Here is a 24,338-nt window from a genome sequence, read left to right as displayed (position 1 = left end):
CCCGGCGGTATCGCCGGCCGGCCTGCGGGCAAGCAAATTCCGGGTTACGTTCGCGACCGACCCCGGTCCACGATCCCGACCGGCGAGAAGAATCGTAGGCGCTCGCCGCGCCGCGCGGTGCGGGGCGACCCGAATCGCGCGTCGCGACAGCGATAGTCGACCGCTCGGGGTATCCCCTGCCGCGACGAGTCAGGCGGCGTGGCCGACGTGCTTGGCCGAGTCGCCGATGACCGCGGGCCGCTCGCCGATCAGCCTGCGCAGGAACGCCTCCTGCTCGCGGCGGCCCCGCGCGGCGGCACGTTCGGCGCCGCCGGGCAGCAGCAGGGCGGCGGCACTCTTGGTGAGGTTCACCGGGATTCGCAGCAGCGGATACCAGGGCGGCATATAGGCGGGCAGGCCGAGCTGCCGCATCGCCCGGGGCCCGAGGAAGGTGCTCGCGACCGACAGGTGCTGCGCGCGGGCGATCCGGCCGCGCAGCGCGGGGAAGTTGCGATAGTGCCAGCCGAGCGGATCGTCGCCCATCGGCATGGCCAGCTGCGGGGTGGTCTCGTCCGGGTTGGTGATGGCGGTCATGCAGTGGTACAGGATCCGCACCGCGTCCCGGAACCCGTCGGGCAGCCATTCGTCGCGCACGCCGATCAGCCACCCCACGTAGCGGGCGAGATGCGCGGCGGCGTCGAGATCGGCGCGCACCGGCACGATGCCCATCGGCATGGCGCCGATGAACGGGGCGATCAGCGCGCCGACGAGGGTGGCGGCCATATCGGTCTGATTGATCGGCACACCCCACTCCGCGACGTCCCAATCCGGTTGCGCGCCCACGTGCCGGCGCACGAACGCGTGGATGAGCCGCACGTGCAGGGTCGAGCGGTAGCCGAGGCCCAGCGGCCGCATGCCGTCGTCGGAGGTGACGTCGAGTGCCCACTGCAGGGTCTCGGCGAATCGTTCGGCCGGGCCCTTCTCCAGCGCGCCGGTGCGGATGAGCGTCTTGTTGAACCCCGACGCCAGATAGCCGCCCAGCAGCGACACGTCGCGGGCGATGTAGAGACCGTCGGTGCCGCCGGTGCGGAACACCCGCTCGGCCCGACGGATCTTGTCCCAGTCCACCCAGTCCGGCGGCGTCTCGTAGCGGCGGAAGAACGAACGCAGCGGCTCCGGCGCTTCCGGCACCGCCGCGATGCCCTCCCGCAACGCCCGTTCGAACAGCGGGCGGGTGCGGTCGGTGCCCTCGGTGTAAATCCAGTCGACGACCCGGTCCATCGGCTCGTCGCCGACCAGCAGCGCCGCGCCCAGCGCCTGCCATTCGTCCGGCGACGGATTGCCGATGCGCAGCAGGCGGGCGAACGGGCGCAGGCCCGGGACCTGCCGCGGCGTCTCGGGATGCCGGTGCGGCACAACTGAGTTCATCGCTGCTCCCCTTCGAGCTGGTACCGGGTGCGACCGGCGCACGACAGCCCCGTCGGTCTGTGAAAGAATTTAGTAGATTTTCTCTCATTGCGTCAAGACCTCGTTCGGGCAACACCCGCGCACGACACGCGGTAGCCTGCGCTTCTCATGAGGAGCTGGGCGGTCGCGGGAGCCACCCGATGAGCGCACGGCATCTGCTCGCGCTGCGCGACGAGCGGCAGGCCGTGCTCGACTTCTGCGCGGACCTGAGCGTCGCGGATCTGGCCGCGCCGAGCGCGGCGCCCGGCTGGTCGGTCGCCGACGTGGTGATCCACCTGACCGTCACCGCGCGGATGCTCGTCACGCCGACCGCCTTCGCGCTCGCCACCACCCGCGATGTCGAACGCCTGAATTCACAGCTGGTGGATGCCGGGCGCTCGCACTCGACCAAGCACGTAACCGCCGAGTTCACCAAGTGGAGCGGGCGGGGCTGCGCGGCGCTGACGGTGCTGACCGCGCCCGGAATCGATATGCTCCGCTTCCGCCTCGGCGAATTGGGCTGGTACCCCTTGCGTCTCGTGCCCGCCATGCTGGTGTTCGACTGGCACACCCACCTGCGCCACGACCTGGCCGTGGCCCTCGATCGCCCCATCCCGCCCACCGACCCGCGCCGCATGGCGAGCGTGCTCACCTGGCTGACGGCGCTGTTGGAGCGTTCTCATCGCGAGGCGCTGAGCTGGCTGGACGCCCCGGTCGCGCTGACCCTGGCCGGGCCGGGCGGCGGCAGCTGGTGCCTCGAGCCGCACGACGGCCGGGTCCGGGTGCGCCCCGGCCCGGTGCCCACGGCCGCCGCCCGGATCTCGGGGCTGGCCGCGGAGTTCCCGCTGTGGGGCACCCGCCGGCTGCCCTGGCGCTCGTGCGCGGTCGCCGTCACCGGGGACACCGAACTCGGTGCGCGCGTACTGGATTCGATCAACCTGGTGTGAGCCCCGCGCCCGCCGTTTCCGCGGCCACGGCGGCGGCGAAGGCGTCCACGTCCTCGGGGGTGGTGTCGAAGGCGCACATCCAGCGGACCTCGCCGGTGTCCTCGTCCCAGACGTGGAACGGGAAGCGCTGCCGCAGTCGGGCGGTGACCTCGGGCGGGAGCACCGCGAACACGGCGTTGGACTGCACCGGATAGGCGACGTCCACCCCGGCGGCGCGGACCGCGGCGGCCAGCCGGGTGGCCATGGCGTTGGCGTGCGCGGCGTTGCGCAGCCACAGGTCGCCGCCGAGCAGCGCCTCGAACTGCACCGATAGGAAGCGCATCTTCGACGCCAGCTGCGTGGTCAGCATGCGCAGGTATTCGAGTTCGTGGATGCGGTCCGGCCGCAGCACCACCACGGCCTCGCCGAGCATCAGGCCGTTCTTGGTGCCGCCGAAGGAGACGATGTCCACGCCCGCGTCGGTGGTGAACTCGCGCAGGCCCAGCCCGAGCGTCGCCGCCGCGTTGCACAGGCGCGCGCCGTCCAGGTGGACCAGCATGCCGAGGTCGTGCGCGTGGTCGCAGAGCACGCGGATCTCCTCGGCCGTATAGCAGGTGCCCAGCTCGGTGGTCTGGGTGAGCGAGATCGCCAGCGGCTGCGCGCGATGCTCGTTACCGCGCCCCCAGGCCTGGCTCTCGACGAGCCGGGGCGTGAGCTTGCCGCCGGGCGCGGCCACCGGATAGATCTTGATCCCGGCCACCTTCTCCGCCGCGCCGCACTCGTCGGAGTTGACGTGCGCCGTCTCGGCGGTGATCACCGCGCCCCAGCGCGGCAGCAGAGCTTGCAGCGCAACGACATTGGCGCCGGTCCCGGTGCACACCGGATACACCCGGGCCTGGTCGCCGAAGTGCCGGGCGAACACCTTCCGCAGCGCGATCGTGTATTCGTCGGTGCCGTAGGAACTTTGGTGGCCGCCGTTGGCCAGCGTGAGCGCCGCCAGCACCTCCGGGTGGATTCCGGCCCAGTTGTCGCTGGCGAAGCCGCGTACGGTCGCGTCGTGTCGGCGGATGGCGTCGGTCACCCCGACCAGACTAGTGCGGCGCGACACCCAGCTGCTGTGCGGCGATCTCCAGATCCTTGTCGCCGCGCCCGGACAGGCACACCAGCACCAGCGCGTCGGCGGGCAGCGCACCGCGCTCGGCCAGCTCGAGCAGGTGGCCCACGGCGTGCGCCGATTCCAGCGCGGTGATGATGCCCTCGCTGCGGGTGAGGGCGTCCATGCCGCGCAGGGCGACGGCGTCGGTCACCGCCGGGTAGCTCACCCGGCCGCTGTCCTTCAGGTGGCTGAGTTCGGGGCCGACACCCGGATAGTCCAGGCCCGCCGCGATGCTGTGGGTGCCGGCGATCTGGCCGTCCTCGTCCTGGAGGAGATAGCTGAACGAGCCGTCCATCTCGCCGGGCGTCCCCGCGCTCAAAGTCGCGGCGTGCCACCCTGTTTCGAGGCCGCGACCGGCCGCCTCGACACCGATCAGCTGCACCTGCGGATCGTCGAGGAAGGGATGGAACAGTCCGATGGCGTTGCTGCCGCCGCCGACGCAGGCCAGCACCAGATCCGGCAGGCGCCCTTCGGCGCGCAGGATCTGCTCGCGGGCCTCCACGCCGATCGTGGTCTGGAAGTCGCGCACGATGCGCGGATACGGCGCCGGTCCGGCCGCGGTCCCGAACAGGTAGTGCGTGGTGTCGACGTTGGTCACCCAATCGCGTACCGATTCGCTGACCGCGTCCTTGAGCCGTTGCCGCCCCGCGTGCACCGGCCGCACCTGCGCGCCGAGCAGCCGCATGCGCAGCACGTTGGACGACTGCCGCCGCATGTCGTGCGCGCCCATGTAGACCACGCAGGACAGCCCGAGCATCGCGCACACCGTCGCCACCGCCACGCCGTGCTGGCCCGCGCCGGTCTCCGCGACGATCCGGGTCTTGCCCATGCGGCGGGCCAGCAGCGCCTGACCCAGCGCGTTGTTGATCTTGTGCGCGCCGGTGTGGGTCATGTCCTCGCGCTTGAGATAGACCCGAATTCCCGGCACTCCCAACGTTTCCGCGAAGCGCGGCGTTCGGTGCAGCAGCGTCGGGCGGCCCACCCGGTCGCGCAGCAACTCCGCGAGTTCGGCGGTGAAGTGCGCGTCGGCGCGTGCGAGCCGGTAGGCCGCCTCCAGCTCCGCCAGTGCGGCCATGAGACCCTCGGGGACGTACCGCCCGCCGAAGCGGCCGAATCGCACCTGTTCATCCGGGGAAACAGTGGGGTCGGTCGGAACCCTGGCCACACCGTGATCAATCACCATCAGCACCAACACGTCTCACTACCGAACGACACATCGTGCACTCTGTCCTACCGGTATGAGCGGCGCTATGCCTGGCGGCAATGAGTTAGTTAACAGTTTGTTAGGCAAACGGACCGGATAATCTGCACGTCCTCCTGCGCTGCGGCGTCGAACTCACCGCTGCTCCTCCTCACAGGATGGCGGTCTAATATGCGCAGTACACCCGTGCCGGTGCACGTGCGGTCGCACCGCGCGCGGGCCCGGACCGCCCGCTCGGGGACGGCCCGGCGAGCAGGTGTAGAGGGGTTGCGAGTGGACAGGCCGGCGTGGGCGCCCGAAGGCGTGGACATGACCCGGGCCAGTCCTGCCCGGATGTACGACGCGCTGCTGGGCGGGTCGCACAATTTCGAGGTCGACCGGTTCGCCGCGGAAGCGGGCACGTCGCTGGTGCCCGATCTGCCCCGGCTGGCCCTGAGCAATCGGGCCTTCCTGCGTCGGGCGGTCCGCTTCCTGGCCGATCAGGGCATCCGGCAGTTCCTCGACGTCGGCTCGGGCATCCCGACCGCCGGTAACGTGCACGAGGTCGCCCAGGCGATCGACCCGGACATCCGGGTGCTCTACGTCGACATCGATCCGGTCGCGGTCACGCACGCGCGCACCATCCTGGTCGGCAACGAGCGGGCCGACGCGATCCAGGCGGACCTGCGCAAGCCCGACGAATTGCTGACGCGCGCCGAGGACTCCGGGTTGATCGACTTCGCCCAGCCCGTCGGCCTGCTGCTGGTGGCGGTCCTGCACCTGTTGCAGGACGACGAGCGACCGGCGGAGATGGTCGCGGCCCTGCGCGAGGCGGTGCTGCCCGGCAGCTATGTCGCGATCTCGCACCTGACCTCGGCGCAGCGGCCCGAGGACGCCGCCCGGCTGGGCGACCACTCGGCCAACCAGAGCCGCGTCGGCATCCGATTCCGCGATCGCGCGGCCATCAGCGCCATGTTCACCGGCTGGGAACTCGTGGAACCCGGCGTGGTCGAACTACCGCAGTGGCGACCGGAATCCGCCCGTGACCTACACGAGGCACCCGGCCGCTCACTCGGCCTGGCGGGCGTGGGGTTACGAGTCTGAGCGGGCGAGAAGGGTAGGCGGGGCGCAGGTGGGTTCGCACGAGGTGGCACTGCGCTGGGCCGACGCGCTCGACGGCGTCGTCGCCCCCACCCTGACGCGAACCCAGGTCGAGGAACTGCTGACCGGCCTGTGCGAGCAACTGCTGGACGCACTGCGCGAGGACGCCGACGCCGCGGTGGCCCGCGCGGCCGCCACCACGCTGGTCGCCGCCAACTACAAGGATTCGGCGGCGGTCGCGCGCACGGTGCCGATCATCTGCCGCGACATGGTCGAGGCACTGTGCCCGGACCGCACCGGGCCCGAGTACGAGCGGCTGCGCGACCGGGCGATCACCGTCGCGGCCGAATTCGCGGCCGGGTTCACCGCGGCGTTGCGCACCACGGCGCTCACCGAGCAGGAGTCCACGCTGACCGCGGCGATGGCGGCGGTCGAGCGGGCGCGGGCGCAGCGGCAGCTGTCGGAGGCGCGGTTCGCGGCCATCTTCGCGGGCGCCTCGGTCGGCATCGGCACCATCGACGTGAGCACCGGCACCGTTTTGGACGTGAATGCCGCGATGGCCGAAATGCTCGGTGTCCCAGCGGAACTCATCCCGGGGCGCTCGGTCGCCGACGTGCTGGGCGCGGACAATATCGGACCGGCGTATGCGCAGTTCGAGCAGCTGATGGCGGGCCGGATCGACCGCTTCCGGATGGAGACCAAGCGACTGCGGCCCGACGGCACCACCACGATCATCGACCTGTCGATGTCGGCGGTGCGCGACGCGACGGGCCGGGTCCGGTTCCTCATCGGCGTCTCCGTCGACATCACCGAGCGGCAGGCGCTCGCCGCCCAGCTGTGGCACGACGCCCACCACGACAATCTCACCGGCCTGGCCAACCGGGTGCTGTTCTTCGACCGGCTCGCGCACGCCACCCCGCCGATCGGCCTGTGCTACCTCGATCTCGACGGCTTCAAGGAGATCAACGACGAGCACGGGCACACCGTCGGAGACCGTGTGCTGCGTGCGGTAGCCGACCGTTTGCGTAATGCCGCCTCCCCCGCCGGGCTGGCCGCGCGGCTGGGCGGTGACGAATTCATCGTGCTGCTGGAGCGGTGCGCGGACACCGATGAGTTGGTCTCGCTGTCGGGGCGGCTGCTCGCGGCGCTCGCCGAGCCGATCGTCGTCGCGGGACAGTCGATCTCGGTCGGCGCCTCGGTGGGCACGGCACTGGTCACCGAGCATCCCGAGGCCATCGACGACCTGATGCACACCGTCGATACCGCGATGTACCGCAACAAGGCCGCCCGACACCGGCCCGGCGGGCGGTTCCGTCAGCACCAGTGACAGCGGCGCGCTGATTGCTCACCAATAGCTGAAATGGTTCGCCGATGGCTATTCTGGGTGTCGTGAGCCCAGCGACGACCTCCACCGGCACGCGGACCATCGGGATGATCTGGTCGCAGACCCGCCGGCACGTCCTCGGCGCGAACGGCACTGTGCCGTGGCACATTCCGGAGGACCTCGCGCATTTCCAGGAGGTCATCACCGGCCGCACGGTCGTGATGGGGCGCAAGACCTTCGACGCCTTGCCGGCGGACGCGCGCGTCGAACCGGGCCGGCGCACCGTCGTGGTGACCCGCGACCCGCGGTGGCAGGCCGAGGGCGCCGAACGCGCCGGGTCGATCGAGGAGGCCCTGACGCTCACCGATCCCGAGGAGGTGTGGGTCATCGGCGGCGCCGAGACCTTCCGGGCGGCAATGCCGTACGCCACCGTGATCTCGGTGACCGAGGTCAGCGCCGACGTCGCCGGCGACGTCCACGCCCCGGAGATCCCGCGCGAGTTCCTCATGGCCTTCACCACCGGGGTGTCGAAGTCGTCCAACGGCAAGGACTACTACGTCTTCCGCAGTTACGCCCGCCGGTAGCCGGTTCAGCCCAGTCGCTGTTCGTGGATCGGCGTGCTCAGATCCGTCCCGTTGACGTCCAGGTACAGGCGGCGCTCGGTCACCGAGACGGTGACGGTGTTGCGGCGGCCGAGGGCGGCGGCGGCCGCGTCGGCGAAGCCGGGGTCGAAGCTGTAGAGCGGGATGTCCGCGGCGCGGTGGATGCGCTTGCCGCCAAGGGGCGCAAGGACTTTGGCGGGCTCGCGGTGGGTGTAGACGGCGACGCGGTCGGCGAGTTTGCTGCCGCGGTGCACGCGCTCGGCGGTCGGCGCGCCGATCTCGATCCAGGACGTGAGGCGGCCGGTGAGGTCGCGCACCAGCACGGCGGGTTCGTCGGTGGACGACACGCCGCCGTCGCTGAAGGCGATGCCCTCCTGGTACTCCAGGGCGTAGGCGAGCAGGCGCGTCACCATGAATTCGGCCGTCTCCGACGGGTGCCGGGCGACCCGCAACTCCACGTCCTGGTAGACGCCGCGGTCGACGTCGGCGAGTTGGAGGGCGAAGGTGTACACGGTCGCGCTGAGAGCCATAGCCGCAACAGCCTGGACCTCACCCGGGCGGCACCTTCACGAGGCGCTGTTCAGCACGTCGCCGTACCAGCGCTGGGCCACCGCGGGATGCGAGCGTAACCAGCCGACCAACGCGTTCTCGCCGTAGCGGGCGAGCAGCGGGTTGTTCGCGTCGGCGGTGAGGCCGCGGGCGCGGGCCGCCAGGTCCGCGGGCAGTTCGAGGGGCTCCACCACCGCGTCGAGACGCGGGCCGAGGAAGAACGGCACCGAATACCGGTCGACGCCCGGCGGCGGGCTCACCACGCGGTGGTTGGTCGCGGTCAGGTAGCCCTGCGTGGCGATCTCCAGCATCTCGCCGATGTTGAAAACGAAGCTGCCCGGCACGGGGACGGCGTCGATCCAGCCGTCGGGGCCCTGCACCTGGAGTCCGCCGACCTCGTCCTGCTGGAGCAGCGCGAGGTAGCCGTAATCCTTGTGCGCGCCCACGCCCTGGTCACCGGCGGCGGTCTCGCGGCCCGGGTAGTGGATGATCTTCACGTGCGTCGAGGCTTCCTCGTCGAACCAGGTGTCGAAGTAGCCCTCCGCCTGGCCGAGCGCGACGGCCAACGCGCGCAACACCTCCCGGCTCACCCGCAGCGCCTCGGCCTGCCACGCGAGGGTCGTCTCGCGCAGCTGCGGCAGCGCGGCGGGCCACTGGTTCGGGCCGATCAGTCGTCGCCAGGCCGGTGCGCCCGGCTCCGGCGGCACGACCGCGCGCTCCGGCCCTATATCGATCTGCTCGCGCCGGTCGGGCGCGCCCGCGGTGTACTCGTGGCCGGTGCCGGTGTACCCGCGGAACTGCGGCGAGTGGATGTTCTCGATCGCGAGCCGCTGTGCCAGGGGCAGGGCGAAGAACCGCTTCGCGACGTCGAAGATGCCGTCGGTCAACGACTTCGGCACGCCGTGGCCGACGACGTAGAAGAATCCGACCTCGTGCGCGGCGTACCGCAACTCGTCGAGGAACCGCGCGCGCTCCGCGGCGGGACCACGGAAGCGCGAGATGTCGACGATCGGCAGGCGGGCGGTCATCGGCCCGATGATAGGTACCGATGATCCGCCCGGAAACCGTTCCGCTCGAGGTGATTACAAGCCTCACGCCGCGTCGGCGCGGCGGAAGGTGAGCGCCACCAGGAAGGCCAGCGCCGCGATGACCACCGCGCCGGTGAACGCGGCGGTGATCCCGCCGACCAGCACCTGGTGCGCCGAACCCACCGCACCGCGCGTCGCCGTGCCGAACACGGTCACCAGGATCGCCAGCCCGAGGGTGCCGCCGGTCTGCTGCACCGTCTGCAACGCTCCCCCGGCCGCCCCCGCCTCGCTCGGCGCGACATTCGACATGATGATCACGTTCAGCGGCGAGAACGCCAGGCCGATACCGCATCCCATCAGCACCATCGCCGCGAACAGCAGCGGGAAGTAACCCGACGCCGTGGACAACCGCGTCAGCAGCGCCAGGCCCGCGATCATCGCCAGCGTGCCCGTCACGGTCACCGGCTTGGGTCCGAAGCGCGGCAGCAGCCGCGGGATCAGCCGGATCATCGTGAACATCAGCACCGCGGTCGGCAGGAACGCGAAACCGGTTGCCAGCGAACTCATTCCGCGCACCTCCTGGAGGTACTGGGTGAGGAAGAAGAACATCGACATGCCCGCCATCGGGCCGAGGAACATATTGGCGTAGGCGGCGGCCCGGTTGCGGTCGGCGAACAGGTGCAGCGGCAGCAGCGGTTGCGCCGCGCGCACCTCCACCGCGAGGAAGACCGCGAGCAGCAGCACCCCGGCGCCCAGTGCGAGGCCGGTGGCGGCCGCGCCCCAGCCGTGCGCGGCCGCGTTGATGAAGCCGTAGACGAGTGCCGCGATGCCCGCGGTCGCGGTCACCGCGCCGGGCAGATCGAGCCGGGCCGGTTGCCGCCGGGCGTGCGGCAGCCACCGCAGTGCCAGCGCGACGACGGTCAGACCGAAGGGCACGTTGATGAACAGCACCGAACGCCAGCCCAGCCACTCGGTGAGCAGCCCGCCCAGCATCAGCCCGATCGCGAAGCCGGCGCTGGACATGCCGGAGAACAGCGCCAGCACCCGCATCCGGGCCTTGGGTTCGGTGAAGGTCGTGGTCAGCAGCGCCAGCGTGCTCGGACCGGCCATGGCGCCGCCGATCCCCTGCACGACACGCGCGGCCAGTAGCCAGCCCGCCGACGGGGCCAGCCCGCCGACCAGCGAGGCCAGCGTGAACAGGGTGGCCCCGGCGACGAACAGCCGCCGGCGGCCGAACAGGTCGCCGGCCCGGCCGCCCAGCAGGAGCAGCCCGCCGAAGACCAGCGTGTAGGCGTTCATCACCCAGGACAGGCCGGTGGCGCTGAAGTGCAGGTCGGTCCGGATGCTCGGCAACGCCACGTTCATCACCGTGACGTCGAGGATGATCATCAATTGGCAGGTCAGCAGCGTCGCCAGCACGATGCCGCGCCGGACGGGCGGGGCAGCGGCGCGGGTCTCGGCAGCCGTGGAGAGGGTGGGAGTGGTCAAGGGACGCTCCATCGCAAGAGATCATTAAGCGGAGATAGTCTCCGCTTTCGATGGAGATAGAATATGGAGAAGTTCTCCACTTACGCAAGACTAAGCGGAGAGTTCATCCGTTTTCAATGGAGGAACCGTGGACGCACCGCCGACAACGACGCCGACGGGACGACCGATGCGCGCCGACGCACGCCGCAACTACGAGCGCATCATCGAGTGCGCGCGCGAAGCGTTCGCCGAGTTCGGCCCCGAGGCCCCGCTGGACGACATCGCCCGGCGCGCCGGCGTCGGGCCCGGCACGCTCTATCGCCACTTTCCCAACCGGGACGCGCTGATCGAGGCCGTGTACCGCTCCAGCATCGAGGCCCTGTCGGCCCGGGCCTACGAACTCATCGACACCCTCTCCCCCGAGGAGGCGCTCGAACAGTGGTTCCGGGCGCAGGTCGATTTCGTGATGGACAAGCGCAGCCTCGCGGTCACCCTGAAGGCCGCGATCGACCGCAGTTCCGAGACCTTCACGCTGTGCTCGGGCCTGATCACCGCCGCCGCGGGCGCCCTGCTGCGGCCGGTCCAGGAGGCGGGCGTGATCCGCGACGACATCCAGCCGCGCGACCTGCTGCGCCTGGGCCACGGCATCGGCGCGGCCTGCGAGACCGCGCCCGACGCCGCCGAGCGCTTGATCTCGGTCACGCTGGCCGGGCTGCGACAGGCCCGGGTCTCGTGAGCGATCCCGGGGACGACGACATCGACTACCGCTTCACCCTCGCCAACGAGCGCACCTTCCTGGCGTGGATCCGGACCGCGCTGGGGCTGCTCGCGGGCGGCGTCGCGGTGCACACGCTGGTGCAGCCGTTCCACCACGGCGGGCTGCGCCGCGCGCTCGCGCTGAGCTGCATCGCGCTGGCGGTGGTGGTGTCGGTGGGCGCCTACACCCACTGGCGGGACGTGCAGCGCCGGATGCGCGCGGGCGAGGCGCTGGCCGATTCGATGATGGTGCCGCTGCTCGCCGGGGGCATCGCGATCGTCTCGGTGCTCGCGGCGGTGGCGGTGCTGTACCGGTGACCGCGCCGACGCTGGCCGCCGAACGCACCGCGCTCGCCTGGCGGCGCACCGCGGTCGCGGCCATGGGCACGGCGGCGCTGTTCGTCCACCAGGCGATCATCGACGGCTGGCGCGCCGAGGGCACGGCGCCACTGGCCGGAGCGCTGACGCTGCTGGTGATCGCCGCGGTGAGTTATCTGCGCAATCGGTCACTGCGGCACGGGAATTGGGGTCACGACGCGGCGGTGATCAGGGTGGCGACGGCCGCGATCGCGGTGGTCGCCGTGACGGCGGCGCTGATCACGCTCGCCGGACCGCCGGTGTGACAACGGATTCCGCGACGTCGCCGGGCCGGAACTGCCGGGTGACGAACCGCGCGCAGTCCGGGCATTCGGAGATGACGGGATGGCGGCAGGTGCGGACGTGGGCGAGGAAGCGCTCGGTGGCGCGCAGCAGGCCGATGCGGTCGCGGATCTCGGCGCGCTTGGCCTCGATCAGGGCGATGCGGTCGTCGTGGGCGGCCAGGGCCATCCCGCGGATCTGCTCCAGCGACAGCCCGGTGCGCTGCAGGGTGCGGATCAGGCGGGCCCGGTCGAGGGTCTGCTCGTCGTAGCTGCGGTGGCCCGCCGGACTGCGCGCGGGCGTGAGCAGGCCCACCGACTCCCAGTGCCGCAGCACGTGCGCGGCGATGCCGAGGGTGGCGGCGGCGTCGCCGATCTTCAGGCCCTCCGGAGTGGTCACGAGATTTCCCCTTTACTTCACGTCGACATGAAGTTTTACGGTGACTCCGATCGTAGCGGCGGGCTCGTCCCGCCACCGCCACCCCATCTGACGGAGGACGCCATGCCGGATCCGGTCCACACTCCCGGAGTGCTCGAATGCTGCCGGGCGGCAGCGGGTTCGGTGAAAGGCATGGTGCGCCCGCGCCGGGCCGACGAGCGGCTGCTGCGCTCGATCGCCGAGGCCGCGCTGCCGTCCCCGCGGGGCGCCGTGCGCGTGACCGCCCTGCCGCAGGTGCCGCGGTCCGTACCGACCCCGGCGGTCGTGGAGGGCGTGTTCGCGCCGCGGCGGATCGCCAACGCGCTGACGACCTTCGCGGTCCGGCACCCGGAGGCGACGTTCCTCGTCGACCCCAGCGTGTGCCTCGACGCCGAGCACCGTGCGATCGCGCAGCTCCCCGGGGTACTGCGGACCGTCGTGCGCCCGCCCGCCGACACCCTCGCCACCGTCGACGCCCTGGCCGCGACACCCGGGCTGCCGCGGCCGGACTTCGCGCTGCCCACGCACGCGCACTGGGATCACGTGTGCGGCCTGCTCGACTTCCCCGGCCTGCCCGTGCACCTGCACCGCACCGAGCACCGGTGGGTATCGGCGGGGCGGGTGGCGCCGGTCGGCGGGGTGCGGGACGCGCTGGTGGACAGGCCGATCGCCGAATACGAGCTCGACGGGCCGCCGGTGCTCACCTTCGCCCGCAGTCACGATCTGTTCGGCGACGGCACGGTCGTCCTGGTCGATCTGGCGGGCCACACGCCCGGCAGCGTCGGCCTCCTGGCGCACACGCGGCGCGGGTGGGTCCTGCTCGCCGGTGACGCCGCCTGGCATCACTTGCAGATCGATGCCCTGCGGCAGAAGGCGAGCTTCCCGGGCGAACTCGTCGACACCGACCGCGACGAGACCTTCCGCACCCTGCACCGCCTGTATCTCGCCCGGCACCGCGTCACCATCGTCCCGACCCATGATCACGACGCCGCCCGGCCGTTGACGGCACCGGCGGACGACGAGGCGCAGGTGCGCTGACCCGCCCGGCTCAAATCAGCTGCTTGGCAAAGCAATTCGACAGCGGCAGATCTTCGTAGGGCGAGAAGAGCGGGGTCCAGCGGTAGCCGCGGCGCAGATAGAACCGGACGGCCGCGGGTTGCAGGTGCCCGGTCTGCAGCACCAGCCGCGGCACCCCGTGCTCGCGCGCGGTGGCCTCGGCGGCGGCCAGCAGCGCCTCCGACACGCCCCGGCCGCGCTGCCCGGGGCGCACGAACATGCGCTTCAACTCGAGATCGTCGCCGTTCCAGCGGACCGCGGCATGGCCGATCGGTCCGGGCCCGTAGGCGACGACGGTGCGGACCACGGTTTCCGGGTCGACGCGGTGCGGGTCGGTGGGCAGGGTCCGCATCAGACGGGCGTAGCGCGGGCCCACCTCGGCGGCCATCTCGTCGCGCAGCAGCACGGCGTCGGGGTGGTCCCAAGCGACGGAACGCAGTGTGACGGCGGCTGTTTCGAGCGATACTTCGTCTGCGTCAACCGAGATAGCTTCGGCAACAATGCTTTCCGTCATTTCGCGCGCTCCGATTCACCCAAGCTGTTCAGGAACGAGCGCGGCGCTGTCCCGTTCACCGCGTGATCCCCGAGCAGCGAGGCCTTGTAGACGGCCGGATTGTGCGAGGAGACGGTGCGGGCGTTGCGCCAGTGCCGGTCCAGACCCAGCCGGGTCTTCAGGGCACTCGCGCTGCCGGCGTCGAACAGCTGCCACGTGGCCGCGCCGACGAGATCGGTGTTCACCACCTGCGTGGCGGCGGAGTCGAGCAGCGCGCGCTCGGCCCGGCGCGGGGTCGGGTCCGCCACGAAGGCGTCGAGGGTGTCGGCGAGCGCGAGGACGTTGGCGCGGGCCGCGTAGGCCTTGGCACGCACCTCCCCCACGGTTTGCAACACCTGCGGGTCCGCGGCCGGGTCGGGGGTCGAGGCCAGCGGATAGGACCGGGTGCGGCCCCGGACCAGTGCGGACAGCTCCTCGGCGGCGGCCCGGGCGATGCCGGCCTGCGTCGCGGAGTGCACGAACTGGTAGAACGCCTCCATGTAGTCGTTGGTCAGCGGATTGCGGTGGCGCAGCAGGTAATCCGGGTCGACCCGTACGGATTCGAAGACCGCGGTGCCGCTCGCGGTCAGCCGCTGCCCGAACCCGTCCCAGTCGTCGATGATCGTCACGCCCTCGCTGCGGCGCGGCACGAGCGCGGAGACGAACTCCCCGTCCTCGGCGACCAGCACGTTGAGCCAGTCGGCGTACAGGCTGCCGGTGGTGTAGTACTTGCGGCCCGACAGCAGGTAGTGGTCGCCCGCGCGGCGCAGCGTGGTGGACAGCGAGGTCAGGTTCGGCGTGCTCAGCTCCGCGCCGGCCGGACCGAAGAACGCGCCCGCGGCGGCCGCCCGCAACAGCGTGTCGCGCGCCGGTCCCGGATCGGCGAAACGCAGGATCTCGGTGAGCCCGAGGTGACCGCGGAAGATCTGCGCCAGATTGGAATCGCCCGCGGCGATGTCGAGCAGCACCTCCGCCAGGACCCGGATCGACGCACCGGAACCGCCGTACTCCACCGGCACGCGCAGCGCCCCGGCCCCCGCGGCCAGCAACTGCGAGAGCTGTTCGGTGGGCAGCTTGTGCTCGGCCTCGCGGTCGGCGGCCTCGGCGCCGAACCCGGACACCACCGCGGCGAGGGCGGCCTGCCGCGCCGGAAGATCGTCGTCGAGCGCGACCATCACGGCTCCCCTTTCGTCGTACGGACCCGATCGCATTCGAACCGCTACCGGGCGGCGCGGGACAGGTATCCACTCACGCTGGTCGAAATTGTTTACAGCGCAGTGCTTCTCCCGCAGCATGGCCTGAGACCGAGGGGGTCTTTCTTCACCTCTGCTCCACGAGCCACGAACGGACGTCGTACGTATGTCTGATGTCGTTGTTTCCACACCGCTCTACGATTTCTCCGACGAGGTCCGCGACGCGCTGCACGACGGGCGGCCGGTCGTCGCACTCGAGTCCAATGTGGTGGCGCACGGCTTCCGCCGCCCGGAGAATGTGACCATCGCGCTCGAGGTCGAGCAAGCGGTCCGCGACGGGGGCGCGGTGCCCGCCACGATCGCCGTCGCGGACGGTCGCGTGCTGGTCGGCGCGAACCCGGCCGAACTCGAAAGACTGGGCACCGCAACGGGTGTCGCGAAGGTGACGACCCGGGATCTGGCGGTGGCGCTGGCCCGCGGCGGGCTCGGCGCGACCTCGATCGCGGCCACCATGGCGATCGCGGACCGGGTCGGCATCGCCACGGTCGCCTCCGCCGGGCTGGGCGGCGTGCACCGGGGCGCGGAGACGACCATGGACATCTCCGCCGATCTCACCGAATTGGCGCGCACCCGCCTGCTCGTGGTGTGCGCGGGGGTGAAGAAGATTCTCGACGCGGGCCTCACCCTGGAATTCCTGGAGACCCAGGGCACGCCCGTAATCGGCTTCCGCCACCGTGGATTTCCCGCCTTCTACTGCCGCGAGAGCGGCTACGACACCCAGGTGCGCATCGACGATCCACACCACCTCGCCGAGATCGCGCGCTTCCACCGGCACCTGCCCGGCACCGGGTCGCTGCTGATCACGCACCCGATCCCGGCCGCAGACGCGCTCGACGGCGACGCTGTCGAGGAGGCGATCCGCGCGGCGCTGGACCGGGCGGCCGCCGAGCGCGTCACCGGCCCGGCCGTCACCACCTTCGTGTTGCGGGCCGTCGACGCGGCCACCGGCGGCGCCGCGGCCGCCGCCAACCGCGCGGTCCTGATCAGCACCGCGGCGGTCGCCGCGGAGATCGAGGCGGCGCGGGCCGCCCTGGAGCAAGGAGTGGCCCATGTCGGCTGAGCCCACGCGCGCCGCGGTGCTGTTCGACCTCGACGGCACGCTGCTGGACACGCCCCGCGCGATCGCCGAGCAGATGGTGCTGGCGGTCGAGGCGGTGACGGGGGTCCTGCCGGAGCTGGAGGCGGCGCGCGCCCTCATCGGCGCGCCCCTGGAGCAGATGGCTGGTGCGCTGTCCGGCAGCGCGCCGGATTCGCCGACCGCACAGGCGGTTTCGGCCGATTACCTGGTTCGCTACCGGGAGCTGATCGTGCCCAAGGCGGCCGATCTGCTGTTCCCCGGCGTGCGCGGCGGCCTCGAGCGATTGGCGCGCTCGGGGCTGGCGCTCGCCGTGGTCACCAGCAAGAAACACCAGAGCGCCGAGTTGATATTGGAAGCGGCCGGGATTCGCGAGCAGTTCGGGGCCGTCGTCGGCGCGGACGATGTGCCCCACCCCAAACCGCACCGGGACAGCGCCGACGCCGCGCTGGCGGCGCTGGGCCTGACCGATACCGGGCCGTCGGGCGTCGTCGTCGGCGACACCGCCGCCGACATCGGATTGGGCGCCGCCATCGGCGCTTTCACCGTCGGCGTCACCTACGGGGTGGCGTCGACCTACCAGATCGCCGCGGCCGCACCCGGTTTCGTGGCGCACACCTTCGACGACGTGACCCGTGCCGTCCTCATCCGGACCGGAAAGTGAGCCAAAGGCCATGACCACCTGGACCCGCCCGACCACCGAACCCGTGCCGCTGGACCGCTATCTGGGCGTCAACGTCTTCGAACTACCGAAGCAGCCGGGACTGATCGCCCTGCACACCGAGGCCCGCGACGCCGACACCGGCCAGGAGCGTTTCGTGCGCGCCACCGGACGGATCATCCGGCTGCTGCTGGAAACCGCGCTGTCGCATCTCGAGCACCGCGCCCGCGCCGTCACCACGCCCACCGGATACACCTTCGAAGGCCTGGAACCGGCGGCGCCCGCGCTGTACGCGGTGTCGATTCCGCGCGCGGGCGACGCGCTCGAGGGCGGGCTGCGCGAGATCCGGCCGGACACCCGCTTCGGCAAGATCCTCATCCAGCGCGACCCCGCCACCAAGCAGCCGACGCTGTTCTACAGCAAGCTGCCACCGGGTATCGCGGGCAGCGAGGTGCTGCTGCTCGATCCCACCATCGCCACCGGCGGCACGCTGCTAACTGCGGTCAACGAGCTCGTCGCGGCCGGCGTGGCCGAGGACCGGATCATCGTGGTCAACGTGCTCACCTGCCCCGAGGCGCTGGCGACGGTGCTGACGCGGCGGCCCGACCTGCGCATCGTCACCTCGCACATCGACCAGTCCCTGACCGACCAGGCGTTCATGCTGCCCGGGATCGGCGACTTCGGCGACCGGTTCCACGGCACCGTGGCGGGGGCCTGAGCGATGGCGGCACCGGCAAGTCTGCTCGAACTGTTCGACGCGCGTGTGCACCGACATCCCGACGCCATTGCGTGCGTGGACGTTTCGCGTGCCCTGAGTTACACCGAACTGTCCCGGCGGGCGCGCGCCGCGGCCGCCGGGCTGCGAACCGCCGGTGTGCTGCCGGGCGATGTGGTGGGCGTCCATCTGGATCCGTCGGTCGATCTCGTCGTCGCGGTGTGGGCCGTGCTGCACGCCGGAGCGGCGTATCTGCCCCTGGCCGTGGACTATCCGGCCGAACGCCTGGCCTACATGGCCGCCGACAGCGACGTGCGGGTGGTCCTCACCGACGCGGGCAGCGACGACCGGGCCCGGCGCGTCCTGCCCGACCGCGTGCGGACCCTACCGGTGGAGGAGCTCACGGGAGACGCCGCGGCGGGAGTGCCCGAGCCGTCGACGGCGTACACCATCTACACCTCGGGAACCACCGGATCGCCCAAGGGCGTGGTGATCTCGCATCCGGCGATCGTCAACCAGATGAACTGGCTGGGTGCCGAACTCGGGCTCGGCCCCGGGTCGCGGATCCTGCTCAAGACGCCGGTGAGTTTCGACGCCGCCCAGTGGGAGTTGCTCGCCAACGCGTGCGGAGCGACGGTCGTCGTCGCCCCCGCCGGCACCCACACCAGCCCCGAGGCCATTCTGGAACTGGTTGTCCGCGAGGCGATCACGATCCTGCAGTGCGTGCCGACGGTGTGGGCGGAACTCGCCGCGCTGCCCGATATCGGGACGGCGCGCTCGCTGCGGACGGTGGTGAGCGGCGGCGAGGCGCTGCCGTCCACGGTGGCACGACGGCTGCGCGCGGCGCTGCCGCGGCCACGCAAGATCAATCTGTACGGGCCGACCGAAACCACCATCAACGCCACCTGGTTCGACTTCACCGACGACGACGCGGCGACTGCGGTGGTCCCGATCGGCCGGGCCGTGGCCGGCTGCACCACGGTCGTGGTGGACGCGTCCGGTCGCGCGGCCGGTGCGGGAGAGATCGGCGAATTGCTCATCGGCGGAGTGCAATTGGCCGACGGCTACCGCGGTCGGCCCGAGATCACCGCGCAGCGGTTCGTCGACCTGGCGGTGGGCGGCGCCTCGCAACGCCGGTACCGCACCGGCGATCTCGTCCGCCGCCGGGCCGACGGTGTCCTCGAATTCGTCGGGCGCAACGACGAACAGGTCAAGGTGAACGGGCACCGCATCGAGACCACCGAGGTCCGCACCCGGATCGAGGAACACCACTGGGTGCGGTCGGCGGCCGTGGTGCCGTGGGTGTCGGAGCGGGGTGTGACACAGCTCGCGGGCTTCGTGGAACTGGACCCCGACGAGGCTCCGCTGATGGATCAGGGCCGGGCCGGGCGGCATCACCGGTCCAAGTCGACGCGTACCCAGGTGGCCGCGCAGCTGGCCGATCTCGGTGTGCGCGAGTTCGCGACCGAGCCCGATCTCGTGCTGGCGGGCGCGGAGCCGACGGCCGAGCAGCGCCGTAAGGTGTTCGCCCGCAAGACGTATCGCAACTTCGACGACGCGCCCATAGACCTCGCGACGATCGAGCGGCTGCTGCGCGAGCCGACGCCCGGCGAGCGCGCGCTGCCCGCGCCGGTGGAGATCACCGCGCGGTCGCTGGGTGTGCTGCTGCGGTGGTTCGGTCCGTTCCACAGCCCGGATCGGTTGCTGCCCAAGTATTCCTATGCCTCGCCCGGGGCGCTCAACGCGACCCGGATCTATGTCGAGACCAGCGGGCTGCCGGGGCTCGCGGCGGGCGTGTACTACTTCCACCCGCGGCGGCACGCGCTGTTCCGGGTCGGGTCGGCCACGCGCACCGGGCTGCATCTGCATCTGGTCGGCCTGGCGCGGGTGATCGAGTCGGTGTACGTCACCAACGTGCGGGAGGTGCTGCACTTCGAGGCGGGTCACATCCTGGGCGTGCTCGACGAGGCGGCGGCCGAGCACGGCTGGCACGTGCGCACGGCCGCGGTCCGGCTCGTCGACGGTGTCGAGGAGGGGGTGGTGACCGCCACCGTCGCCCTCGACACCCGCGCACTGCCGGGGGCGCACGAGTCCGCGGTCCGCACACTGATCCAGGTGCACGGCGACGTCGACGGCGCGCGGCACGGCCTGTACCGATTCGACGGCGCGGCACTGCGATTCGTGACAGCGGACAAGATCGAGCGCCGCCACGTGATCGCCATCAACCAGCGGTCCTACGACCGATCGGCGTTCGCCGTCGCGCTGGTCACCGACGCGGACGCCGGCTGGGACGGGTTCACCGCGCTCGGGCGGGCGCTGGCGCGACTACAGCAGCTCGGCACCCGCGCCGGGATCGGCTTCATGTCCGCGGGGTATTCGTCGCTGACCGGGCGGGATCTGCCGTCGGCGCGCCGCCTGAACGAGATCACCGCTGCGGGAGCGCAACTCAGCTACTTCGCGGTCGCGGGGCGCGTCTCCGCGGCACAGTTGCGCGCCACGGGCATGGCCGAGGACGCGGTGCACATGAAAGGTCCGGAGGAACTGCTGAAGGACGATCTGCGCGTGGTCCTGCCGTCGTACATGGTGCCGCCGACGATTCACGTGCTCGATCGGATTCCGTTGTCGCAGAACGGTAAACAGGACAGAGCCGCGCTGGCGCGGCTGGCGGCCGAGCTGAACGAGCGTGCCGCGCGGCCCGCGGATCCGCCCGAGGGCGAGCGGGAGATCCGGGTGGCCCGGGTGTGGTCGCGGGTGCTCGGCTACGAGCCGGTGTATCGCAACGACGACTTCTTCGCCCAGGGCGGCAATTCGATGTCGGCGCTGCGGCTGCTCCGCGCCCTCGACGCGGAATTCGGGATCACGCTGCCGGTGCAGGCGATCTTCCAGGCGCCGACACCGGCCGAATTGGCCGCTGCCACAGCGGGAGACGACGCTCGCACCGGCGCGCGGCGGCTGCTGCGGCTGGCCGGTGAGACCGGGACCGCGACGACCGTGCTGTGGCCGGGGCTCGGCGGCTACCCGATGAGCCTGCGCACGCTGGCCCGGGAGCTGGCCCAGCACGGCCACGTCGTGCACGGCATGCAGGCGCGGGGCCTGAACGAGGGCGAGCGACCGCACAGCACCCTCGACGAGCTGATAGCCGACGACGTCGAGGAACTGCTCGCCGCGGCACTGCCCGGGCCGCTGCGCCTGGTGGGGTATTCGTTCGGCGCCCGCGTCGCCGCGGAGGTCGCGCAGCGGCTGCTCGCGGCCGGGCACGAGATCGAGGAGCTGGTGCTGATCGCGCCCGGGTCCCCCGTGATCCCGGAAGCCGGACCCGACACCGGCGAGATCGACTACGGCAGCGGCTATTTCAAGCGCGTGCTCGGCTCGGTGTTCAGCGGGCGGGTAGATCCGCCGTATGCCGCGGAACTGGATTCGCTCGACAGCCGGGCCGCGTTCGTCGACCTGATCACCGATCGGGAGGACGGGTTCGCGCGCGCGACCGTGGAGCGCATCGTGTCCGTGGTCGAGCACACCTACCGGTTCCGGCAGCAGCCGAGCGGCGTCGACCAGGACCTGCTCGACCGCAGCCTGTATCTGCGCGCCCGCGGCGACGGCCCGTCGTTCGCGGACGTCCCCGTGGCACCGCTGCGGTTGCGCGCCACGCCGGTGAGCAACCTGCCCTACCGCCACTACGAGATCGTCACCGCCGGGGCCCTGGACATCGCCGCGGCCGTCTTGGAACAGAGCATGAATCGGGAGCTGGTCTGATATGCCGCACGTGGAGATCTCACACTTCCCCGCCGACCTCTCGGCCCCGGCCCGCCGACGCCTGGAATCCGACCTCGTCGAGGCCGTGACCCGAGCCTTCGGCGTCTCGGCCGACGCCGTGTCGATCGGCCTCGCCCCCGTCGACCGCGACCAGTGGCAGGAGCGCGTGTACGGCCCCTTCGTCACCGACCGCGACGCGGCCCACCCTCTTCTCCGCAAGCCCGGATACTGATGGCGGACAACACATCCACCACGAGAAAGCGGGACTCACCGACACCCGGGACGCTCGTGGGCGAACAGCCGGGGAGCGTTGCTCGGCTGGCGGTGCTGGTGGTGGTGATCGCGGCGGTCGCGGTGAATCTGCGGCCGGGGATCACCACCGTGGGGCCGCAATTGGAGGAAATCACAGCGCATTTCGGAGCCGGGGCGCGGGCGGCGGGGGTGATCACCGCCGTGCCGGTGGTCGCGTTCGCGGTGGTGAGTCTGGCGGTGCCGTTCGTGCGGGGGCGGATCTCGGTGCGGGGCGGGCTTTTCGGGGCCTTGGCGGTGACCGGGGTGAGTCTGGCCGTGCGGCCGTGGGGCGGGCTCTGGTTGTTCGTGGTCACCACCTTCACCGCCGCGCTGGGCGTGGGGCTGCTGGCGGTGCTGTTGCCCGCGGCCGTGCGGGCGGTGGGCAATACCCGGGTGCTGGTGGCCACGTTCACCACCGCCTTGCAGGCGGGCGCGGCGCTCGGCTTCGCGGCGGTCGTCCCGCTGTCGGAGCTGTTCGGCGGCTGGCGGCCCGCGTCGGCGGTGTGGGCGCTGCTCGCGCCGATCGGGATCGTCGCGTTGTGGTGGTCGCCCGAGACGGCCGCGAGCGCCCCCGAGCCGCCGGGTACGCGCGCCGCCGCGAACCCGGTCGCGATCCTGCGCCGCACCGGAACGGTCGGTCTCGCGGTCTTCTTCGGTGTGCAGGCGCTGGTGGCCTTCGTGGTGCTGGGCTGGCTGCCGTCGGTCCTGCACGACGCCGGGGTCGGCGCCCGGGCCGCCGGGGCCTATCTCGGCCTGCTCACCTTCCTGGGCGTCCCGATCAGCCTGATCGTGCCGCCGATCGTGGCCCGGTCGGCCCGCCCGGAGCGCTGGCTCGCGGGGTTCAGCGCGTTCACCGTGCTCGGTGTGCTCGCCTTCCTCGTCGCGCCGGGCGCCGCGCCGCTGCTGTGGTCGCTGGTGCTGGGCACCGGTCTCGCGGTGTTCTCCCTGGCGCTCACCGTGATCACCGTGCGTGCCGGGTCGGCGGCGCAGGCGGTGGAGCTGTCCGGCGCGGTGCAGGGGGTCGGCTATCTCCTCGCCGCCGTCGGGCCCTACGTGATCGGCCTGTTCCGGCAGCTCGGCCACGGCTGGGCGCTGCCCCTGAGCGCGCTGCTGGCGACGGCGGTGGCCCAGCTGCTGACCGCGCTGACCGCGGGCGGCACGCCGGAAGCGCCCGGCGGCAAGCAAACACACGACAACGGAAGGCACGCCGCATGACGACCAAGCACCTCGACGACGTCTCGGACCTGCTCGACGACCGCACCCACCACATCGAGTTCAACGGGCACCTCACCAACCACGTCAAGCACGCGGTGGTGGCGCTCGCCGGGATCGGCGCGTCCGAGCAGCGGATCCGCGACTACTACCGGTCCTACGCGACGCTCACTCCCTACGGCTTCCCGCTGGAGCCGCGCCGACCGGCCACGCAGCGCGTCGACGCCGACAACTGGCGCGAATTCGTGGGCCGCCGTGCGCATTTCGACGCCTACCTGACCTTCTTCGACGGCGAGGTCGAGGCGCGCGGCGTCACCGGCGCGGTCGCCCGGTACGCGCCGGAACTGCTCACCGGCTGGGTCGGCGCGTTCACCCACGCGGCCATCCACCTGGGCTGGGCGGTGTGGGCCGAACATCCGGCGATGGTCGCGGAAGCCCTTGCCTACCTGGCGTTCTCGTACGTGCGCACGGTCGGCGACGAGCGCTCGGCGGGCCCGGACTTCGACGCCGCCGATCCGCTCGAGTCGCTGGTGCGCCTCAGCGGCCGGTGGAGCGACGACACCCGGTTCCGGACCGCCGTCGAAGCGATCGTCGACGACACGAACACCTGCACCGAACTGCATCCCGAACTCAATCGCTCCGGTTTGCAGGCGCGAGTCGCGGGCGTGGCCCGCGGCGGCCTCGCGGAGCTGTCCGACACACCGGCGTGGATCCATACCCTGCCGGCCGCCGAGCGGCGCGAACGCGTCCGCCGGGCGATCACGCTGCTGTACCTGGCGCAGCCGGGCGATTTCGTCGTGCTGCACCTGATCACGTCGCTGTTCGCGCTGGAGGTCGTGGCCGACACGCTCGACTCCCCCGAGACCACCGCGGCGATCTACGACCTGTACTGGGCGGGCGCGCGCATCATCACCGCCGCCGAACGCAAGTTCCCCGAGGCGGAGAAGCTGCGCGAACTCGACGCGCTCTACGCGGGCCGCGACGCCGACCGGACCGCCCACGCCCTCGACGAGTTCGAGGTCACCGCCCGCCGGGCCTGGCTCGAGGACGAGGAGCACAACCCCAAGCTGGTCTTCGTGCTGCGCGCCTGGTGGGACGCCTCGGACTGGGCCGGCTACCGCCACGCCGCCGCGCAGTTCACCCGTACCCCCGAACTGCCGCCGAGCTTCGACGAACCACCGACCGAATAGGAACGACCGTGCACGAGAACAGGAACACGT

24 protein-coding genes are annotated in these 24,338 nt (G+C 71.5%); 15 read left to right on the top strand and 9 right to left on the bottom strand.

Translation table 11 applies throughout. The annotated features are described in order from the left end of the window. Positions 1-189 precede the first annotated feature (189 nt). Complete coding sequence (locus tag IU476_RS25295; protein WP_195104122.1) at positions 190-1,407, bottom strand: oxygenase MpaB family protein; 1,218 nt, start codon at positions 1,405-1,407, stop codon at positions 190-192. 179 nt (positions 1,408-1,586) lie between these two features. Here IU476_RS25295 and IU476_RS25290 point away from each other — a divergent pair, with 179 nt between their 5' ends. After that, on the top strand, positions 1,587-2,372 hold the full coding sequence (locus IU476_RS25290; RefSeq protein ID WP_195104121.1) for a maleylpyruvate isomerase N-terminal domain-containing protein: 786 nt from the start codon (positions 1,587-1,589) through the stop codon (positions 2,370-2,372). On the opposite strand, the gene IU476_RS25285 is transcribed toward IU476_RS25290, so the two are convergent. Both IU476_RS25285 and trpB read right to left on the bottom strand, forming a co-directional pair. Then, positions 2,359-3,432, bottom strand: coding sequence for a threonine aldolase family protein (locus tag IU476_RS25285; protein WP_195104120.1), 1,074 nt, complete (start codon positions 3,430-3,432; stop codon positions 2,359-2,361). The two genes, IU476_RS25290 and IU476_RS25285, sit on opposite strands and share 14 nt — an antisense overlap. A gap of 10 nt (positions 3,433-3,442) precedes the next feature. After that, on the bottom strand, positions 3,443-4,690 hold the full coding sequence (trpB, locus tag IU476_RS25280) for a tryptophan synthase subunit beta (protein WP_195104119.1): 1,248 nt from the start codon (positions 4,688-4,690) through the stop codon (positions 3,443-3,445). Positions 4,691-4,981: 291 nt separating this feature from the next. Between trpB and IU476_RS25275 the strand changes: the two genes are divergently transcribed. The 3 genes from IU476_RS25275 (at position 4,982) to IU476_RS25265 (ending at position 7,696) form a co-directional block, all read left to right on the top strand. Continuing rightward, positions 4,982-5,791 carry an SAM-dependent methyltransferase gene (locus IU476_RS25275; protein WP_324194286.1) on the top strand — a complete coding sequence of 270 codons (810 nt, stop codon included), beginning with the start codon at positions 4,982-4,984 and terminating at the stop codon, positions 5,789-5,791. A gap of 28 nt (positions 5,792-5,819) precedes the next feature. Continuing rightward, on the top strand, positions 5,820-7,115 hold the full coding sequence (locus IU476_RS25270) for a diguanylate cyclase domain-containing protein (RefSeq protein ID WP_195104116.1): 1,296 nt from the start codon (positions 5,820-5,822) through the stop codon (positions 7,113-7,115). A gap of 62 nt (positions 7,116-7,177) precedes the next feature. After that, complete coding sequence (locus tag IU476_RS25265) at positions 7,178-7,696, top strand: dihydrofolate reductase (protein ID WP_324194285.1); 519 nt, start codon at positions 7,178-7,180, stop codon at positions 7,694-7,696. Between the two features lie 5 nt (positions 7,697-7,701). Here the strand turns inward: IU476_RS25265 and IU476_RS25260 are convergent, their stop codons facing one another. From IU476_RS25260 to IU476_RS25250, 3 genes are all read right to left on the bottom strand, one after another. After that, positions 7,702-8,244 carry a YaeQ family protein gene (locus IU476_RS25260; protein WP_195104113.1) on the bottom strand — a complete coding sequence of 181 codons (543 nt, stop codon included), beginning with the start codon at positions 8,242-8,244 and terminating at the stop codon, positions 7,702-7,704. Positions 8,245-8,280: 36 nt separating this feature from the next. Beyond that, positions 8,281-9,291, bottom strand: a complete 1,011-nt coding sequence (locus IU476_RS25255; protein WP_195104111.1) for an isopenicillin N synthase family dioxygenase — start codon at positions 9,289-9,291, stop codon at positions 8,281-8,283. Between the two features lie 63 nt (positions 9,292-9,354). Further along, positions 9,355-10,779, bottom strand: coding sequence for an MFS transporter (locus IU476_RS25250; RefSeq protein ID WP_228824312.1), 1,425 nt, complete (start codon positions 10,777-10,779; stop codon positions 9,355-9,357). Between the two features lie 127 nt (positions 10,780-10,906). Here IU476_RS25250 and IU476_RS25245 point away from each other — a divergent pair, with 127 nt between their 5' ends. The 3 genes from IU476_RS25245 to IU476_RS25235 are packed head-to-tail and all read left to right on the top strand — an operon-like array spanning position 10,907 to position 12,137. Further along, on the top strand, positions 10,907-11,494 hold the full coding sequence (locus tag IU476_RS25245; protein ID WP_324194284.1) for a TetR/AcrR family transcriptional regulator: 588 nt from the start codon (positions 10,907-10,909) through the stop codon (positions 11,492-11,494). Beyond that, the gene (locus IU476_RS25240) at positions 11,491-11,832 is read left to right on the top strand and encodes a YidH family protein (protein WP_195104107.1); all 342 of its coding nucleotides are present in this window, start codon (positions 11,491-11,493) and stop codon (positions 11,830-11,832) included. Before IU476_RS25245 ends, IU476_RS25240 begins: the two co-directional genes overlap by 4 nt. Beyond that, positions 11,829-12,137, top strand: a complete 309-nt coding sequence (locus IU476_RS25235) for a DUF202 domain-containing protein (protein ID WP_195104105.1) — start codon at positions 11,829-11,831, stop codon at positions 12,135-12,137. Before IU476_RS25240 ends, IU476_RS25235 begins: the two co-directional genes overlap by 4 nt. Here the strand turns inward: IU476_RS25235 and IU476_RS25230 are convergent. Continuing rightward, positions 12,112-12,552, bottom strand: coding sequence for a MerR family transcriptional regulator (locus IU476_RS25230; protein ID WP_195104102.1), 441 nt, complete (start codon positions 12,550-12,552; stop codon positions 12,112-12,114). The genes IU476_RS25235 and IU476_RS25230 overlap by 26 nt on opposite strands. Before the next feature lie 102 nt (positions 12,553-12,654). Between IU476_RS25230 and IU476_RS25225 the strand changes: the two genes are divergently transcribed. Further along, on the top strand, positions 12,655-13,608 hold the full coding sequence (locus IU476_RS25225) for an MBL fold metallo-hydrolase (RefSeq protein ID WP_195104100.1): 954 nt from the start codon (positions 12,655-12,657) through the stop codon (positions 13,606-13,608). Positions 13,609-13,618: 10 nt separating this feature from the next. Here IU476_RS25225 and IU476_RS25220 read toward each other — a convergent pair whose 3' ends face one another. Together IU476_RS25220 and IU476_RS25215 are read right to left on the bottom strand one after the other, a co-directional pair. After that, on the bottom strand, positions 13,619-14,140 hold the full coding sequence (locus IU476_RS25220; protein WP_195104099.1) for a GNAT family N-acetyltransferase: 522 nt from the start codon (positions 14,138-14,140) through the stop codon (positions 13,619-13,621). Beyond that, entirely contained in the window at positions 14,137-15,333 is a 1,197-nt protein-coding gene (locus IU476_RS25215) for an acyl-CoA dehydrogenase family protein (RefSeq protein ID WP_195104098.1), read from the bottom strand. The genes IU476_RS25220 and IU476_RS25215 overlap by 4 nt, the downstream gene beginning before the upstream one ends. A gap of 184 nt (positions 15,334-15,517) precedes the next feature. Here IU476_RS25215 and IU476_RS25210 point away from each other — a divergent pair, with 184 nt between their 5' ends. The 7 genes from IU476_RS25210 to IU476_RS25180 are packed head-to-tail and all read left to right on the top strand — an operon-like array spanning position 15,518 to position 24,308. Next, positions 15,518-16,471, top strand: a complete 954-nt coding sequence (locus IU476_RS25210; protein ID WP_195104097.1) for a pseudouridine-5'-phosphate glycosidase — start codon at positions 15,518-15,520, stop codon at positions 16,469-16,471. Beyond that, the gene (locus IU476_RS25205; protein ID WP_195104096.1) at positions 16,461-17,150 is read left to right on the top strand and encodes an HAD family hydrolase; all 690 of its coding nucleotides are present in this window, start codon (positions 16,461-16,463) and stop codon (positions 17,148-17,150) included. Before IU476_RS25210 ends, IU476_RS25205 begins: the two co-directional genes overlap by 11 nt. A 10-nt stretch (positions 17,151-17,160) precedes the next feature. Beyond that, positions 17,161-17,865 carry a uracil phosphoribosyltransferase gene (upp, locus tag IU476_RS25200; protein WP_195104095.1) on the top strand — a complete coding sequence of 235 codons (705 nt, stop codon included), beginning with the start codon at positions 17,161-17,163 and terminating at the stop codon, positions 17,863-17,865. 3 nt (positions 17,866-17,868) lie between these two features. After that, entirely contained in the window at positions 17,869-21,615 is a 3,747-nt protein-coding gene (locus IU476_RS25195) for an amino acid adenylation domain-containing protein (protein ID WP_228824311.1), read from the top strand. A gap of 1 nt (position 21,616) precedes the next feature. Further along, a complete protein-coding gene (locus tag IU476_RS25190) occupies positions 21,617-21,847 on the top strand; it encodes a tautomerase family protein (RefSeq protein WP_195104089.1) in 231 nt (76 codons plus the stop codon). Between the two features lie 56 nt (positions 21,848-21,903). Further along, positions 21,904-23,121, top strand: a complete 1,218-nt coding sequence (locus IU476_RS25185) for an MFS transporter (RefSeq protein WP_195104088.1) — start codon at positions 21,904-21,906, stop codon at positions 23,119-23,121. Continuing rightward, positions 23,118-24,308: a questin oxidase family protein gene (locus tag IU476_RS25180; protein ID WP_195104087.1), complete on the top strand. Its 1,191-nt coding sequence runs from the start codon at positions 23,118-23,120 to the stop codon at positions 24,306-24,308. The genes IU476_RS25185 and IU476_RS25180 overlap by 4 nt, the downstream gene beginning before the upstream one ends. Positions 24,309-24,338: the final 30 nt, after the last annotated feature.

Source organism: Nocardia blacklockiae, assembly GCF_015477355.1.
Classification (GTDB): Bacteria; Actinomycetota; Actinomycetes; order Mycobacteriales; family Mycobacteriaceae; genus Nocardia; species Nocardia blacklockiae.
The sequence above is the reverse complement of the archived record's forward strand: the minus strand, read 5'-3'. Positions and strand labels throughout refer to the sequence as shown.